14 protein-coding genes are annotated in these 16,470 nt (G+C 72.7%); 2 read left to right on the top strand and 12 right to left on the bottom strand.

Annotated elements, in window-relative coordinates; all coding sequences use genetic code 11:
- The 4 genes from ABIC30_RS04775 to ABIC30_RS04760 all read right to left on the bottom strand — a co-directional run bounded on the left by ABIC30_RS04775 (nt 1) and on the right by ABIC30_RS04760 (nt 4,030).
- Nucleotides 1-348, bottom strand: a complete 348-nt coding sequence (locus ABIC30_RS04775) for a diacylglycerol kinase (RefSeq protein WP_020093477.1) — start codon at nt 346-348, stop codon at nt 1-3.
- Nucleotides 345-1,403, bottom strand: coding sequence for an AbrB family transcriptional regulator (locus ABIC30_RS04770; protein ID WP_020093476.1), 1,059 nt, complete (start codon nt 1,401-1,403; stop codon nt 345-347). The genes ABIC30_RS04775 and ABIC30_RS04770 overlap by 4 nt, the downstream gene beginning before the upstream one ends.
- A 110-nt stretch (nt 1,404-1,513) precedes the next feature.
- Nucleotides 1,514-3,004: an argininosuccinate lyase gene (locus ABIC30_RS04765; protein WP_354454259.1), complete on the bottom strand. Its 1,491-nt coding sequence runs from the start codon at nt 3,002-3,004 to the stop codon at nt 1,514-1,516.
- Nucleotides 3,005-3,094: 90 nt separating this feature from the next.
- Nucleotides 3,095-4,030, bottom strand: coding sequence for a LysR substrate-binding domain-containing protein (locus ABIC30_RS04760; RefSeq protein WP_020093474.1), 936 nt, complete (start codon nt 4,028-4,030; stop codon nt 3,095-3,097).
- Nucleotides 4,031-4,166: 136 nt separating this feature from the next.
- Between ABIC30_RS04760 and ABIC30_RS04755 the strand changes: the two genes are divergently transcribed.
- On the top strand, nt 4,167-5,756 hold the full coding sequence (locus tag ABIC30_RS04755) for a catalase (RefSeq protein WP_020093473.1): 1,590 nt from the start codon (nt 4,167-4,169) through the stop codon (nt 5,754-5,756).
- Between the two features lie 85 nt (nt 5,757-5,841).
- Nucleotides 5,842-6,318: a cupin domain-containing protein gene (locus ABIC30_RS04750; protein WP_020093472.1), complete on the top strand. Its 477-nt coding sequence runs from the start codon at nt 5,842-5,844 to the stop codon at nt 6,316-6,318.
- Here the strand turns inward: ABIC30_RS04750 and ABIC30_RS04745 are convergent.
- The 8 genes from ABIC30_RS04745 to ABIC30_RS04710 all read right to left on the bottom strand — a co-directional run bounded on the left by ABIC30_RS04745 (nt 6,270) and on the right by ABIC30_RS04710 (nt 16,466).
- Nucleotides 6,270-7,514: an MFS transporter gene (locus ABIC30_RS04745; protein WP_020093471.1), complete on the bottom strand. Its 1,245-nt coding sequence runs from the start codon at nt 7,512-7,514 to the stop codon at nt 6,270-6,272. The two genes, ABIC30_RS04750 and ABIC30_RS04745, sit on opposite strands and share 49 nt — an antisense overlap.
- On the bottom strand, nt 7,511-9,142 hold the full coding sequence (gene lnt, locus ABIC30_RS04740; RefSeq protein ID WP_106735920.1) for an apolipoprotein N-acyltransferase: 1,632 nt from the start codon (nt 9,140-9,142) through the stop codon (nt 7,511-7,513). Before lnt ends, ABIC30_RS04745 begins: the two co-directional genes overlap by 4 nt.
- Nucleotides 9,143-9,230: 88 nt before the next feature.
- Nucleotides 9,231-10,364, bottom strand: a complete 1,134-nt coding sequence (locus ABIC30_RS04735; protein ID WP_020093469.1) for a hemolysin family protein — start codon at nt 10,362-10,364, stop codon at nt 9,231-9,233.
- 36 nt (nt 10,365-10,400) lie between these two features.
- A complete protein-coding gene (gene ybeY / locus ABIC30_RS04730) occupies nt 10,401-10,880 on the bottom strand; it encodes an rRNA maturation RNase YbeY (RefSeq protein WP_026604977.1) in 480 nt (159 codons plus the stop codon).
- Between the two features lie 2 nt (nt 10,881-10,882).
- Complete coding sequence (locus ABIC30_RS04725) at nt 10,883-11,989, bottom strand: PhoH family protein (RefSeq protein ID WP_020093467.1); 1,107 nt, start codon at nt 11,987-11,989, stop codon at nt 10,883-10,885.
- Between the two features lie 37 nt (nt 11,990-12,026).
- Nucleotides 12,027-13,364: a tRNA (N6-isopentenyl adenosine(37)-C2)-methylthiotransferase MiaB gene (gene miaB, locus ABIC30_RS04720; RefSeq protein ID WP_020093466.1), complete on the bottom strand. Its 1,338-nt coding sequence runs from the start codon at nt 13,362-13,364 to the stop codon at nt 12,027-12,029.
- Between the two features lie 155 nt (nt 13,365-13,519).
- The gene (locus ABIC30_RS04715) at nt 13,520-15,256 is read right to left on the bottom strand and encodes an L-lactate permease (RefSeq protein WP_026604976.1); all 1,737 of its coding nucleotides are present in this window, start codon (nt 15,254-15,256) and stop codon (nt 13,520-13,522) included.
- A gap of 343 nt (nt 15,257-15,599) precedes the next feature.
- Nucleotides 15,600-16,466, bottom strand: a complete 867-nt coding sequence (locus ABIC30_RS04710) for a lysophospholipid acyltransferase family protein (protein ID WP_020093464.1) — start codon at nt 16,464-16,466, stop codon at nt 15,600-15,602.
- Nucleotides 16,467-16,470 lie beyond the last annotated feature (4 nt).

The following is a 16,470-nucleotide window of genomic DNA, read 5'->3' as shown; positions in this document are numbered from 1 at the left end:
TCAGCCGAGACGGTCCACCAGCGCCGCCACCCAGACGAGCAGCGCCGCCATCTGCGCCATGAAGGTGCCGGCGGAGGCGAGGTCCTTCACGGTCCCGATCATCGGGTGATGGCCCGGATGGACGTGGTCGCAGAGCTTCTCGACGGCGGTGTTCAGGAACTCCGCGGCCAGCATCAGCAGCAGGCTGACCATCAGGGCGACGCGCACCCAGAGCGTCGCGCCGAGGAACAGCGCGACCGGGATCCCGAGCGCCAGGAGCACGAGTTCCTGGCGCACGGCCCGCTCGGTGCGCGCGCCGTGGCGCAGGCCGCGCCAGGAATTGAGGAAGGCGAGGACCAAGGCGTTCATCGGATGGCGGCCTCCGGCACGGACCGGCTGATCCACTTGGCGAGCAGCGGGCCGGTGAGCAGCACCACGAACAGGCGCAGGGTCTGGACGGCCAGCACGAAGGAGACGTCCGCCTTCGAGCCGACCGCGATGATCGCCACCGAGTCGAGGCCGCCGGGGCTCGTGGCGAGGATGGCGGTCAGCAGGTCGATGGGCAGCAGGAGGGTCAGCCCCCAGCCCCACGCCGCGCAGAGGGCGATGACCGAGAAGGTCGCCGCCAGGATGCCCGGCAGGGCGGTGACGGTCAGGCGCAGCGTCTCGCGGGTGAAGCGCAGGCCCACGTAGATGCCGATGCAGGCGTAGGCGAGTTCGAGGAGCGGCACCGGCAGCGCCATCCGGACGAGCCCGGTGGCGTGGAGCAGGCTGCCCAGCACCATCGGCCCGATCTGCGCGCCGGCCGGAACCCGCAGGGCGAGCGCCGCGCCCGCGCCGACGACGGCGACCGCCAGCGTCGCCAGCAGCGAGAGCGGACCGGTGACCTCGCCGGCGCCGGCCGACGCCCCCGGGACCGGGGCCTCCATCAGGAAGCGGGCGGCCAGCGAGGCCGAGAACACCACGGCGGCGACGCGCACGTACTGCATGAAGGCGACGAGGCGCGGATCGGCGCCGAAATCCTCGGCCATCGCCACCATGGCGGAGGCGCCGCCGGGGGACGAGCCCCAGGCCGCGGTGGTCCCGGGGAGCACGCGCAGGCGGGTCAGGATCCAGCCGACGAGGCCGCTGACCGCGACGGTGACCAGCACGACCGCGACGATGAGCGGCCCGTCCTCCATCAGGGTCTGGGCGATCTGCCCGGTGACGGCGTGCGCGACGAGGCAGCCGATCGCCGCCTGGGAGGCCTGGAACGCGGGCCGCGGGACGCGCAGGCGCGAGCCGCCGACGCCGAAGGCGATGGCCGCGATCATCGGCCCGAGCAGCAGCGCGGCCGGGAACTGCGCCTGCATCAGGCCGTATGACACGGCCGCCGACGCGGCGGCGAGGGCGGCCCAGAGGCCGAGGGTGCGGAGAGGGGGCAAGGCGACCGATCGGGAGAGGCCCGCTTCAGCCGGCAGGCGTCAGGCGCGCGCTATACCGCAATATTGGCCCTGTCACGGCAGAGTTTCGGCACGGCGCCCCCGCGCGGAACTCAGGGCTCGCGCGTGAGGGCCGCGAAGGCGGCGTCGAGGCGCGCCCGGGCGTCGGCCAGGCCCTTGCGGCGGGCGTCGAGCCAGTCGCGGTCGGTCCGCAGCCGCGTCTGCGCGGCGCCCAGCATCCGCCGGACCTCCGCGGGCTGCGGGCCGCCGAGCCCCTTCGTGGCGTCGATCATGCCGCGGGCCGACAGCGCCGCCCGGAAGCGGGCCTCGTCGAGGGGCAGGTCCGGCTTCAGCCCCGACCCCGCCGCGGCCTCGGCGTAGATGCGCCGCACCTCCGGGAATGGCAGGTCGGCCGGGCGCAGGTCGTGGCTGCGGCCGTAGCTCACGAGCTCGGACGCGAAGTGGTGGCCGAGCCGGAACGGGACGTCGGCCTCGCGCTGGAGCGTGTCGGCGAGCTCGGTGGTGGTGGAGTAGTCCGCCGCGACCTCGTCGGCGGCGCGCGCCCGGTCCACGACCAGCCCGTCGAGGACGCGCGTCCAGCGCCGGCACATCTCGGCGGCCTCGGCCAGGGTCCGCCCCGGCGGCTCGGCTTGGTTGCGCTTGTAGTCCGGCATGCCGGAATCGACGTTGTGCGCCATGATGACGAAGGCCTGGGCGGCCCCCACGACGTCGCTGGCCTTCATGCGCAGGCTGTAGAGCGCGACGGGGTTGCGCTTCTGCGGCATGATGCTGCTCGGCCCGGTGAGCGCGCCCTCCCGCAGCAGGATCCAGGGCCGGGTCTGTTGGTACTGCGCGTAGAGATCCTGCGCGAAGCTGCCGGCCGTGGTGGCGAGGTTCGCCGCGAGCCCGGTCAGCTCGAGCCCCATGTCCATGGGCGCGAGTTGGCCGGAATCGTAGCTGTTCTCCACCGGCGCGTCGAAGCCGAGCAGCGCCGCCAGCCTCTCGCGATCCACCGGGAAGCTCGACGTGCCGAGGGCGGCCGCGCCCAGGGGCGACAGGTTCAGCCGCGCCCAGCTCTCCCGGAGGCGGTCCGCGTCGCGGGCGAGGACGGATGCGTAGCCCAGGTAGACGTGGCCGAGCGTCGTCGGCTGGGCCTGCACCCCGTTGGTGTAGGCCGGGACGATCGTGTCGGCCTCGCGCTCGGCCACTGCCAGCAGGGCCGCCCGGGTCTCGTCGAGCGCCTTGGCCAGGTTCAGGAGACGGTCGCGCTGCTCGAGCTTCAGCACCGTCGGGATGATGTCCTGGCGGCTGCGCCCGGAATGCATCCGCGTGGCGTCGGCCCCCGCGATGGCGGTGATCAGCGGCTCGATCCGCAGGTAATCGTCCGGCCGCTCGGCGCCCGGCTTGGCGGCGTCGGCGGCGACCTGGTCGAGGGCGCGGGCGACGGTCGCGCCCAGCGCCCGCGGCACGATGCCGGTCTCCACCGTCATCACCAGGGAGGCGCGGTTGATCTGGTCGATCCGGGCGAAGCTGTCCTTCGGCTCGGCGCGCGCGCCCGCGGGGATCAGCAGCGCCAGTACGGCCCAGACCATCGTGCGCCGCATCGAGCCGCTCCCTGTCGTCACCCGTCCTGATAGACCGGTTGCGGCTCCTCTTCCTATTCACAACCGCTCAAGGTGGGCGTCCGCGGCGGCTCAGGCGACGGCCTCGCCGTCGCGGCAGGCGGCCGTGCCCGCTGGCGCGTGCGCCCGGAAGAAGGCGGCCAGGCTCGCGAGGCCGGCGGCCCGCGGATCGCTCGCGCGCCAAACCAGCGCGATGGTCCGCCCGGGCCCGTCGACGTCGAAGGCGCGGGTGACCGTCAGGCCGCTAGGATCGGGGCTCGCCGGCACCGCCAGGGCCGGGAGCAGCGTGTATCCGGCGCCCGCCGCCACCATCGAGCGGAGCGTCTCCAGGCTGGTCGCGTGGCGGCCGACCGAGGAGCCGGCGCCGCAGGCCGCGATCGTCTGGTCGCGCAGGCAGTTGCCCTCGTCGAGGAGCAGCAGGTCCGGCCCCGCGATCTCGTTGGCGGAGAGCGCGCCGCCCCGGGCGAGGGTGTGCTCGGCCGGGCAGGCGAGCCAGAACGGCTCGACGAACAGCGGCGAGACCGCGAGCCCGTGCGACGGCAGCGGCAGCGAGACCAGGGCCGCGTCGATGCGGCCGTCGCGCAGACCCTCGACGATGTCGGCCGTGCGCGATTCGGACAGCGAGAGCATCAGCAGCGGGTACTGCTCGCGCAGGGGCCGCAGCACCAGCGGGAAGAAGTAGGGGCCGAGCGTCTGGATCGCCGCCAGCACGAGACGCCCGGTGAGCGGCGAGCCGCGCCCCTCGCTGGCCAGCGCCAGGAGCCGCTGCGCCTCCGCCAGGACGACCCGCGCCTGCCGGACGATGGCCTGGCCCGCCTCGGTGAGCAGGATCCGCCGGTTCGAGCGCTCGAAGAAAGTCAGGCCGAGCGCGGTTTCCAGCTTACGGACCTGCACGCTCAGCGTCGGCTGGCTGACGTTGCAGCGCTCGGCAGCCCGGCCGAAATGCCCCTCGTCGGCGACGGCGACGACGTATTCGAGATCGCGGAGCGAGAGGCCGGCCAGATTCATAGGCTGCGTCTATCAGAACCTTTGTGACGATGCATTTGCCTCGGGGTCACGCCCCGGTCATAACCCTTCACCAGAACGGTTCCAGGCTGACTCCGCTGTCCACCGAGAGCCTTCGCAGTACGGAGAGACGGTACGCATGAGCGATCAACGCCCGATCCTGACCACCCGCCAGGGCCATCCGGTCCGCGACAACCAGAGCACCCGCACGGTCGGTGAGCGGGGCCCGGCCACGCTCGAGAACTACCAGTTCATCGAGAAGATCACCCACTTCGACCGCGAGCGGATCCCGGAGCGCGTCGTCCACGCCCGCGGCGCCGGCGCCCACGGCTGGTTCGAGGCCTACGGCAAGATCGGCGATGAGCCGGCCTCCAAGTACACCCGCGCCCGCGTGCTGAACGAGACCGGCGTGAAGACGCCGATGTTCGTGCGCTTCTCGACGGTCGCCGGCGCCAAGGAGAGCCCGGAGACCGAGCGCGACCCGCGCGGGTTCGCGGTCAAGTTCAAGACCGTCGACGGCAATTGGGACCTCGTGGGCAACAACCTCAAGGTCTTCTTCATCCGCGACGCGATCAAGTTCCCCGACATGATCCACGCGTTCAAGCCGGACCCGGTGACGAACCGGCAGGAGGCGTGGCGCTTCTTCGACTTCGTGGCCCAGCACCCCGAGTCGATCCACATGGTGACGCACCTGAAGTCGCCCTGGGGCATCCCGGCCAATTACCGCGAGATGGAAGGCTCGGGCGTCAACACCTACAAGCTGGTCAACGACCAGGGTGAGGCGGTGCTCTGCAAGTTCCACTGGGAGCCGAAGCAGGGCGTGCGCAACCTGACCTCGCAGCAGGCCTCCGAGATCCAGGCCAAGGATGTCGGCCACGCGACCCGTGACCTGTACGACAACATCAAGGCCGGGAATTTCCCCGAGTGGGAATTCTGCGTCCAGATCATGCCGGACGGCCCGAACGACCACCTGTCGTTCGACCCGCTGGACGACACGAAGCTGTGGCCGGTCGACCAGTTCCCGCTGCTGCCGGTGGGCCGCATGGTGCTCGATCGCGTGCCGGACAACTTCTTCGCCGAGGTCGAGCAGTCCGCCTTCGGCACCGGCGTGCTGGTCGACGGCATCGACTTCTCGGACGACAAGATGCTGCAGGGGCGGACGCTGTCCTACTCGGACACGCAGCGCTACCGCGTCGGCGCCAACTACCTCCAGCTGCCAATCAACGCGCCGCAGCCCGGCGTGAAGGTCTACTCGAACCAGCGCGACGGTCAGATGGCCTACACGGTCGACGGCACCGGCCCGAACAAGCACATCAACTACGAGCCGTCGACGCTGGCCGAGGGCCTGCGCGAGGCGCCGAAGCCCGCCAAGGACTACCACCAGCCGGTGGAGGGCCGCCTCGGCCGCTACCAGACCTCGCGGACCGAGGACGACTACACCCAGGCCGGCGTCCGGTACCGCTCGTTCCAGGATTGGGAGCGCGACGACCTGATCGCCAACCTCGTGGCCGACATGAAGCAGTGCCCCGAGCCGATCCAGCTGCGGATGGTCTGGCACTTCTGGCATGCCGACGAGGATTACGGCCGCCGCGTCGCCGAGGGCGCCGGGATCGATCTGGAGAAGGCCAAGGCCCTGCCGCCGCTGCCGGGCCGCGCCGCGCCGGGCAAGCGCCTGCAGTCCGAGACCCTGACCGACGGCTCGCAGGCGCACCGGGTCGCCGCCGAGTAAGCCTCGCGCGCGCGCTCATCGACACAGCCCCGCGCGGTCACCCGGCCGCGCGGGGTTCTCGTTTGCGGAACGGACGGGGGCGAAGATGGCGAGTGTCGTGCACCGCGGGCCCGGCCCGAACGCCGTCATCGGCGGCATGCGGGTCTCCTATCTCGCGCGCAGCGACGAGACGGCCGACGGCCTCGGCATCTACCGCGTCGCGATGGATCCCCGGACGCCGGGCGCGGGACTGCATCGCCACGCCCGACTGACCGAGACCTTCTCGATCGAGGCGGGCCGGCTCGCGCTCCACGTCGACGGTGCCGACCACGACCTCGGACCCGGCGACTTCGCGCTGATCCCGCCCGGCGTCGCGCACGCCTTCGCCAATCGCGGCGACCGCCCGGTGCGCTTCACGCTGAGCTTCGCGCCGGCGCTCGGCCGCGAAGGCTTCTTCGAGGGTCTGGCCCGCCTCGCCGCGGAGGGACGGCTCGACGACGACGCCGCGATGACCGACCTGATGGCCCGCTACGATCAGGAACCGCTGGCCGGGTTCGCCGGCTGGAGTTCGGTCAGCGGCTGAGCGTCCGGATCCCGCGGCTCGGGTTCGGCCGCGCTGACCTTCCGGTCGCGTCCGGCGGCGAGCCCGATCAGGATCGCCGCGACGGTGATGCCGACGAACAGGGCGCCCGGCACGGCCCAGCCGCCGGTCGCCTCGTGGGCGAGACCGAAGACCAGCGGCCCCAGCGCGGCGCAGGTGTAGCCGATGCCCTGCGCCATGGCCGAGAGGCCGGCGGCGCTCGCCGCGTCCGCGGCGCGCAGCACGATCAGGGTCAGGCCCAGCCCGAAGCAGCCGCCGATTCCGAAGCCCAGCGCGCAGGCGGCGGGGATCCGCAGGGACTCCGCCCCGAAGGCGAGGACCACGAAGGCGGCGGCCGTCAGGCCGGGTATCACGACGATCCAGGCGCGCTGGTCGCGGGCGCGGGCCGCCAGCATGGCAACGAGCAGGGCGCCCGGCGCCTGCACCAGCGTCGCCAGCGAGGCGTAGAGCCCGGCATTCAGCGGCGTCAGCCCGCGGCCCTGCAGCAGCAGCGGCAGCCAGCCGAACAGGATGTAGGCGAGCGAGGATTGCAGGCCCATGAAGCCCGTCACCCACCACGCGAGCGGGTTGCGGAGCAGCCGCCCGGCCGAGGGCGCGGCGGTCGAGGCGGTCCGGCGGGCGAACGGGATCCACACGAAGGCCGCCACCAGCGCGGGCAGCGACCAGATCGCCAGGGCGGAGGGCCAGCCGCCCCCGAGGGCGTGCTCCACCGGCACCGAGGCCCCGGCGCCCGCGGCCGCGCCGAGGCACAGGGTCATCGTGTAGAGGCCCGTCATCAGGCCGCCGTTGCCGGCGAAATCGCGCTTCACCAGCGCCGGCAGCAGGACGTTGTCGAGCCCGATCCCGATGGCCGCGAGCGCCGTGCCGGCGAAGAGCGGCACGAGGCCGCCGAGACCGCGGAGCGTCAGGCCGGCGACGAGGATGGTCGAGCCGGCGAGCACGGCGAGGTCGGGCCCGATCCGGCGGATCAGCGGCGCGGCCAGCGCGCAGGCAATGCCGAGGCACAGGACCGGCAGCGTCGTGAGGATGGCGGCGCCGCCGGCGCCGAGCCCCGTGCCGTCCCGGATCGTCGCCAGGAGGGGGCCGACCGTGCTCAGCGCCGGGCGCAGGTTGAACGCGACCAGCATCAGCGCGAGGCCGAGCAGGAACCGGTTGGCGGTCGCCCGGTCCGCGCTCACGGCCGCCGCCGCGCGATCACGGCCCCGCCCAGGCAGGCGGCCAGCATCAGCGCGAAGGCGGCGTCGCCGAACTGACCGTAGAGCGTGCCGCCGACGATGCGGGCGGGCAGGTCGGCGTCGAGCCAGGTCTCGGTGTCGAGCGCGGTGCGGGCGACGACGCGGCCGTGCGGGTCGATCACCGCGGAGATCCCGGTATTGGCGTCGCGCACGAGCGGCAGACCCTCCTCGACGGCGCGCAGGCGCGCCTGGGCGAGGTGCTGGCGCGGCCCCGGCGTGTCGCCGAACCACGCGTCGTTGGTGACGTTCAGGATCAGCCCCGGCGGCTGCGGGGACGGCGCGGCGTGCCCGGCGGGCAGGATCGCGCCCGGGAAGATCGCCTCGTAGCAGATGGTCGCCGCGACCGGCGGCAGGCCCGGCACCGTCAGGATCCGCTGCCCGGCGAGCGTCCCGGCCGAGAACCCGCCGGGGATCGCCACGAACTGGCGCAGCCCCACGGTCCGCAGGGCGGCGTCGAGGGGCGCGGGGAGGTACTCCCCGAACGGGACGAGGTGGACCTTATCGTAGCTGTCGGAGATCCGGCCGTCCGGGCCGATCACCAGGACGGCGTTGTAGAAGCGCAGGCGCTCGCCCGGCAGCGGCTCCTCGGCGCGCGCCGCCCCGGTGATCAGGTGCTGCCCGGGCTTGAGGCCGGCCGCCACCTTGGCCAGGGCGTCGGGGTCGCGCTGGATCAGGAACGGGAAGGCCGATTCCGGCCAGACGATGTGGGTCGGTTCCGGCGCACCGGCCTCCGTCGGGCGCTGGCTCAGCTCGATGTAGCGGTCGACGATGTCGGCCCGGTTCTCGGGCCTGAACTTGGCGTCCTGGGGCAGGTTGGGCTGGACGAGCCGCAGCCGGACACCCGCGACCACCGGGTCGGGCGGACCGAGCCGCTCGGCCCCGTAGAGCGCCAGGCCGGCGAGCACGATCGCGGCGGCGACGCTCGGCCCGAACCGGGCGCGCGGATTCGCGCCGCTGGCGAGCGTCGCGGGCGCCGCGCAGACCAGCGCGGCCAGGATGCCCAGGCCGTAGAGCCCGATCGCCGCCGCCCCCTGCATCAGCCAGAGGTTCTGGGCCAGCGCCATCCCGAGGGTGTTCCAGGGGAATCCCGTGAACAGGTGGCCGCGCAGCCAGTCGGCCGCGCCGAGCCCGAAGGCCAGGGCGGCGATCCGCGCCGCGCCCCGCCCCCAGAGCAGGCCCGCGGCGCCGAAACCGGCGCCGTAGAACAGGCCGAGGACGAAGGGCAGGCCGATCACGCCCAGCGGCAGGGCCCAGAGGAACTCGTCGGCCTCGACCAGGAAGGCCTGGCCCAGCCACCAGAGACCGGCGGTGAGGTAGCCGAAGCCCCAGGCCCAGCCGATGAGGAAGCAGGGCGCGAATCTCCGGACCGTCGTCCGACCGGCCGCAGCCCCGTCCTGCAGCCAGACCGCGACCGTCAGGGAGACCGCGAGCGCCGGCAGGAGCCCGTAGGGCGGCATGGCCAGCGCGCCCAGGGCGCCGGCGAGCCACGCCAACCCGAGCCGGCGCCAGCCGGTCAGGCGCGCGATCGCCAGCACCGCGCCGGGGACGCGCGCCCGCTCCGGATCGGACATGGGACCCGGGATCGGCCCGCGCATCGGTGCGCCGGCCGCCGCGGGCGACCGGGCGAAACCGTCCACCAGACCCGTCACGCCGCGACCGTCACGGGTGCGGCGTCTCGGCGACCGGGGCGTTCGCGGGCGGCGGCAGGGCGAGCGGCACGACGTTGCCGATGCGCGCCGCGCCCTTGTGGAACCGGAGCCGCTTCAGGCGGCGCGGATCGGCGTCGAGCACCTCGAACTCGAGGTCCCCGGGGCCGGCGATCAGTTCGCCGCGCGACGGGACGCGGCCCGCCAGCGTCACGATCATGCCGCCCAGCGTGTCGATCTCCTCGGCCATCTCGCCGACGGCCGCGACGAGGTCGACGCCCGTCACTTCGGAGACCTCGGCCAGCGGCGTGCGCGCGTCGGCCACGAAGACCTCGCCCTCGCCCTCGACGCGCTGGACGTACTTGTCCTCGGCAACGTCGTGCTCGTCCTCGATGTCGCCGACCACGACCTCGATCAGATCCTCGATGGAGATCAGCCCGTCGGTGCCGCCGTACTCGTCGATGACCAGCGCCATGTGGGTGCGGGTCGCCTGCATCCGCACCAGCAGGTCGATCGCCGGCATGGAGGGCGGCACGAACAGGACCGGCCGCTGGATGCGCGCCGCCGCCAGCGTGGTCGTCAGGTCGACTTTGCCGAGGTCCAGGCCGCGCGGCAGGCGCGACGCCGGCCGGCGCGGGCGCGGCGCGGCCGGCGCGTCCGCCGCGCCGTCGGCCGCGACCTCGGCGGGCTTCGAGACGGCGGGCGCGCTGCGGCGGGCCGGCTCGGCCTTGGCGGCGATGTGGTCGACGAGGTCGCGGATGTGGACCATGCCGCGGGGATCGTCGAGGGTCTCGCCGTAGACCGGCAGCCGGGAATGGCCGGCCGTGCGGAACAGCTTGAGCAACTCGCCGAGGCTCGTGTCGTTCGAGACGGCGACGATGTCGGCCCGGGGGACCATCACGTCGTCGACGCGCACCTTGTGCAGGCCGAGGACGTTCTTGAGCATGACGCGCTCGAGTGGGGTGAGGCCGCTCTCGCCGGCGTCCGGCTCCGCCAGCGCCTCCTCAAGACCCTCGCGCAGCGAATCGCGCGGCTTGAGATGGAGCGCCTGGAGCAGGCGGTCGTACCAGGGCTCCCGGTGCTGGGACTCGCCCTCGGTGGAACTGGGCGCGGCCAGGGCCGCGCCGCGACTTCGATCGTTGCTCATGTCTCTCGGGTCTGGGGTCGCTCGGACGTCGCGCGCTCAGGCATAGGGATCCGGGATGCCGAGGGTCGCGAGTGCCGCGACCTCGAGGGCTTCCATGGCATCGGCCTCGGCCTCGCCGATCTCGTGGTCCTGACCGAGACAATGCAGGGTGCCATGGACGAGGAGGTGGGCGAGGTGATTCTGGAGCGGCTTCGACTGCTCCGCACTCTCGCGCACCAGGGTCTCGTACGCAAGGACCACGTCGCCGAGGGGCGCGGCGGTCCCGGCATGCCGCGGCTGCGGGGCGGCCGGGAAGGACAGGACGTTGGTGGGCTTGTCCTTGCCGCGCCAGGTCCGGTTGAGTTCCCGGACGGCGGCGTCGTCGGTCAGCAGGACGCTGACCTCGACGGGACCGTCCGGCCTCTCGGGGGCGACGGCGAGCCCGGCCTCGACGGCGCGGGTGACGAGGGCCTCGAGGTCCGGAACCGCCGTCTCCCAGCGCGCGTCCTCGACGGCGAGGTCGATCTCGTGGGGCATGGTCACGCCAGGGGCCGGCGGCGGGGATTCGGGTTGCGGTCGGCCTCCGCGCTGCCGTGGGCGGCGCGCTCGTAGGCGGTCACGATCCGGCGGACGAGGTCGTGGCGGACCACGTCGACGTCCTTGAACCGCACGTGCCCGATCCCCTCGACGTCCTCCAGCACGCTGACCGCTTCCACGAGGCCGGATTTCTGGCCCGGCGGCAGGTCGATCTGGCTCGGATCGCCGGTGATGATCATGCGCGAGCCCTCGCCCAGGCGGGTGAGGAACATCTTCATCTGCATGGAGGTGGTGTTCTGCGCCTCGTCGAGCAGCACCACCGCGTTGGTGAGGGTTCGGCCGCGCATGAAGGCGAGCGGCGCGATCTCGATCTGGCCGGTCTGGAGGCCGCGATCGACGTGGCGGGCCTCCATGAAGTCGTACAGGGCGTCGTAGATCGGGCGGAGGTAGGGATCGACCTTCTCGCGCATGTCGCCCGGCAGGAAGCCCAGGCGCTCGCCGGCCTCGACCGCGGGCCTGGACAGGATCAGCCGCTCGGCATGGCCCTGCTCCAGGAGCGACACGGCGTGGCCGACGGCGAGCCAGGTCTTGCCGGTCCCGGCCGGGCCCTCGGCGAAGACCAGCTCGTTGGTGCGCAGGAGCTTGATGTAGGCGTCCTGCGCCGGGTTGCGCGCCCGCACGGCCCCGCGCTTGCGGGTGGCGATCTGCTCGAAATGCGGCCTGTCGGCCTCGGCCGCGATGACCTCGGCCGGGAACAGGGTCGCCTGCGCGGTGGCCTCGCGGATGGCGCCGTCCACGTCGCCGAGGGTCAGCGTGCTGCCGCCGGTCCGCACCCGGGCGTAGAGCTTCTGGAACACCCGCCGCGCCGTCTCGGCGGCGTCGGCCGGTCCCTTGATGACGAGGTGGTTGCCGAGCGCGGTGGCGGTGACCTCCAGCCGGCGCTCGATATGGGCGACGTTCTGGTCGTACTGGCCGAAGACGAGGCTCGCGAGGCGGTTGTCGTCGAAGGTCAGCGGCACCTCGACCGCCTCGTCCGATCCGGCCGGCCGCGCCGCCGGGCCGCGCCCCTTGAGCGCGCCGCGCGCGCCCGCACCGTCCGACGCGCTCAAGCCGCCATCCTCGCCATCATCCCGACCGCTCCGCTCCTCACGCCGCCGCAGCCGCGGAGACGAGTTCCCCGAACAAGCTGTTGGACCCTGCCTCGGTGATCCGCACGGGCACGACCTGTCCGATATGGTGAGGCGCGGCGTCGAACTGGACGGCCAGCAGGTGCGGCGTCTTGCCCGCGACCTGACCGGGGTGCCGCCCGGGCTTCTCGACCAGAACGTCGAAGACCCGGCCGACGGCCGCCCGCTGATAGGCGTGGCGCTGGCCGTCGAGGAGCGCCTGCAGCTCGGCGAGCCGGGCCGCCATCACGGCCTCCGGCACCTGATCGGTGCGGTCGGCGGCCGGCGTGCCGGGGCGCGGGCTGTACTTGAACGAGAAGGCGCTCTCGAAGCCGACGTCGCGCACGAGCCGCAGGGTCTCGGCGAAGTCCGCGTCGGTCTCGCCGGGGAAGCCGACGATGAAGTCGGAGGACAGGGCGATGTCGGGCCGCGCCGCGCGGATCCGGTCCATCAGCCGGCGGTACTGGTCGCCGGTGTGCTTGCGGTTCATCGCGGCGAGGATCCGGTCGGAGCCCGACTGCACCGGGAGGTGCAGGTAGGGCATCAGGGCCGGCACCTCGGCGTGCGCCCGGATCAGGGCGTCGTCGAAGTCGTTCGGGTGGCTCGTCGTGTAGCGGATCCGCGCGATGCCGGGGATCTTCGCCACCGCGCGCACCAGGTCGGCGAGGCCCGCGGGCGCGCCGTCGGGGCCGTCGCCGTGATAGGCGTTGACGTTCTGGCCGATCAGCGTGATCTCGCGGACGCCCCCGTCGGCGAGCTTCTCGGCCTCGGCGAGCACCGCCGCCACGGAGCGCGAGACCTCCGCGCCCCGCGTGTAGGGCACCACGCAGAAGGCGCAGAACTTGTCGCAGCCCTCCTGAACGGTGAGGAAGGCCGACGAACCCAGCGTCCGCCGGCGGGGCAGGTGGTCGAACTTGTCCTCGACCGGGAACTCGGTGTCGACGACGCGGCGCTCGCGGGAGCGCGCCAGCAGGTCCGGCAGCCGGTGATAGCTCTGCGGGCCGACGACCACGTCGACGGCGGGCTGGCGCGCCTGGATCTCGGCGCCCTCGGCCTGGGCGACGCAGCCCGCGACCACGATGCGCGTGTCGAGGCCCTGCGCCTTCCGCTCACCCTTGAGCACGCGCAGGCGGCCGAGTTCGGAATAGACCTTCTCGGCGGCCTTCTCGCGGATGTGGCAGGTGTTGAGGACGACGACGTCCGCGTCCTCGACCGTGTCGGTCGCCGTGTAGCCCTCGGCGCCGAGGACGTCGGCCATGCGGGCCGCGTCGTAGGCGTTCATCTGGCAACCGTAGGATTTGACGAAAGCCTTCTTCAACGCGCGCCGTCCCGAACCGTCCGATGATCCTTGCACCCGCCCCGCGGGGCCCGGCACGCGGCCTGTAGCACGGATCGCGGGGGCCGTCGCGGCGCCCGAAACGCGACCGGCCGCCCGAGGGCGGCCGGTCAGAGGCTGTCGCGGTCGAACCGGCCTCAGTGGGCGGCCGGCGCCGCCGCGGGCAGGTCGATGACCATCTGCTGGAAGAACGGCACGTAGGCCTGCAGCATCACGAACAGCCCGACGAGGCAGGCCAGCGCGATCGAGTGCCAGAACACGAAGCGCAGGATCTTGCCTTCCTGGCCGAAATAGCCGGTGGCCGTGGAGGCGACGACGATCGACTGGGCGTCGACCATCTTGCCCATCACGCCGCCCGACGAGTTCGCCGCCGCCATCAGCACGCCCGAGAGGCCGAGCTGCTCGGAGGTGATCCGCTGCAGGCCGCCGAACAGGACGTTCGAGGCCGTGTCGGAACCTGTGAGCGCCACGCCGAGCCAGCCGAGCAGCGTCCCGAAGAACGGGTACAGGATGCCGGTGCCCGCGAAGGCCAGCCCGAGCGTGGCGTCGACGCCCGCGTAGCGGGTGAGGACGCCGAGCGCGAGCATCGCCGCGATGGTGATGAGCGAGTAGCGCAGGGCCCAGATGGTCTCGAAGTAGGCGGTGACGAGGCGCAGCGGCGAGAACCGCATGATCAGGCCGGAGATGATCGCCGCGATCAGCACGCCGGTGCCGGTGTACGACATGTAGGTGAACAGGAAGACCGCGCCCTCCGGCACCGGCTTGGCCACCACCGGCGGCACCTTCATGATCACGTTGTGCAGGCCCGGCACCTCGTATTTCCAGGTGAAGAGCGGGTTGACGATGCCCTTGAACCAGCCGGTCCCCCAGACGGCCACGACGATCGACAGGATGATCCACGGCACCCAGGCCATCAGGATCTCGCCCTGCGAGGCGGTGCGGGCGCCGGTATGGACCGGGGGCGTGCCGGGCACGCCGGCGCCGAGCGCCACGGGCCGCGGACCGGCGACGGCGAGCGACGGATCGTGGCCGCGCAGGGCCGGCGACGACCAGATCTCCTTGGGCTGCCAGACCTTCAGGAACAGCACCAGCGCGAGCATCGAGGCGAGCGAGGCGCCGATATCGACGATCCACGGGTTGACGTAGTTCGAGATCAGGAACTGCGCGACCGCGAAGGAGGCGCCGCAGACCAGGATCGGCGGCCACACCCGGATCATGCCGCGGAAGCCCGCGAACACCCAGATCAGCCAGAACGGCACGATCAGCGAGAACAGCGGCAGCTGCCGGCCGATCATCGCGCCGAGGATCTCGGGCGGGTAGCCGGTGACCGAGGCGAGGCCCTGGATCGGCGCGCCGAGCGCCCCGAAGGCCACCGGCGCGGTGTTGGCGATCAGCGACAGGCCGGACGCGGCGAGCGGCGAGAAGCCGAGGCCGATCAGGATCGCGCCCGTGACGGCGACCGGCGTGCCGAAGCCGCCCGCGCCCTCGAAGAAGGCGCCGAACGCGAAGGCCACCAGGAGCAGCTGGAGGCGTCGGTCCGCGGTGATGCCCGCCACCGACTGTTGCAGGATCGCGAACCAGCCCTTCTCCACCGTGAGCCGGTAGAGGAAGATGACGTTGAGGATGATCCAGCCGATCGGGAAGAAGCCCGTGACCATCCCGAGGATGGCGGCGCGGGTGGCGAGATCGGTCGGCATGCCGAAGCCGACGATGGCCACCAGCATGGCGAGGCCGAGGGCGATGACCGCCGCGATATGGGCCTTCACGCGCCCGCTGGCGATCATGGCGAGCAGTGCGATGACCGGCACTGAAGCGGCGAGCGTCGAGAGCCACGGGCTCCCGAACGGGTCGTAAACCTGGTTCCAGGTTTGCACCGGGCGTCCTCCAATAATTTCCGTCTGTTCCGGATTGCGGCCTAGCTAGCAGACGTGTTCCGGCCGCTCAATGCGTTGAATCATGTATTCTGACGGTGATTCCACCGGCTTACTCTCGCGCGGATCGGCGGATCCGCCCGGTCGAACAGCGACGAGCTGGTCTCGAAAGGATCAGACCCGTCCGGACCAGGCGTAAAATCTGGATCTGAGACAGGATTCCGTTCGCGTCCAGGAGCTTAGGCGTGGAAAAGCAGGCCGCGCGCGCCTCCCACGGTGCCGGGGTCGCGGGCGCGCCGGCTCCGGATCCCGACGCGGGAGCAGCGTCCGGCGCAGCGCCGAGGGTTCAGACCGGCGCGATCTCCGGCCCCTGGAGACCGATCCCCGGGGCGGCCGGCCGCGTGTCGGGTGCCGGGGCGGTGCCGGCGCCCGTGCCGGCGCCCCGCAGGGCCGCGCGCACCTCGGCTTCGGCGGCCGCGGTGGCGACCTTCCGGTCGGTGGTCGCCTCGAAGGGGATCGGCGCGCCCCAGACCACGTGCACGTCGATGGGGCCGCCCTGCACGAAGGTCGCGAGGTGCGGCACCAGCTCCATGTCGCCGTACCACGCGATCTCCGCGCGCTCGGCGCGCGTGACCGGCAGGCCGTTGCGCCGTGGATAGGCGATGGCGAGCGGCTGGAGGCGCACCCGTCCGCGCCCGGCCTCGGCCTGCAGCGCCGCGCGGGCGGCGCCGACGAGGGAGGAGCGGAACGGCAGGAGCCGGGTCCCGTCGCCGGTGGTCCCCTCCGCGAACAGGACGACCAGCTCCCCCTCGGCCAGGCGGTGGCCCATGGCGGTGCTGACGCTCGCGGTCGCGCCGCGGCGCTGCCGGTCGATGTAGATCGTCCGCTGGAGCCCCGCGAGGACGCCGATCAGCGGCCAGCCGGCGATCTCGGACTTCGCCACGAAGGAGAGCGGCCGCAGCGAGCCCACCGCGATGATGTCGAGCCACGAGACGTGGTTGGCGAGCACCAGAGCCGCCTCGCCGGGGGCCGGGGGCGTCCCGCTCTGCGTGACCCGCACCCCGAACAGCCACAGGAAGACGCGGTGGAACAGGATCGGCGCCAGGGTCGCGCGGCGGCCGAGGAGGCGCAGGGCGATCCAGTGGGGCGGTCCCAGCACAGCGAAGGCGAGGGCGAGGGCCGCGACGCGCCAGGCGATGCCGAGGCGGCTCACGGCG

It is taken from the genome of Methylobacterium sp. 1030 (assembly GCF_040544715.1).
In the GTDB taxonomy this organism is placed as follows: domain Bacteria; phylum Pseudomonadota; class Alphaproteobacteria; order Rhizobiales; family Beijerinckiaceae; genus Methylobacterium.
This window is presented reverse-complemented; position numbering and strand designations above follow the sequence as displayed.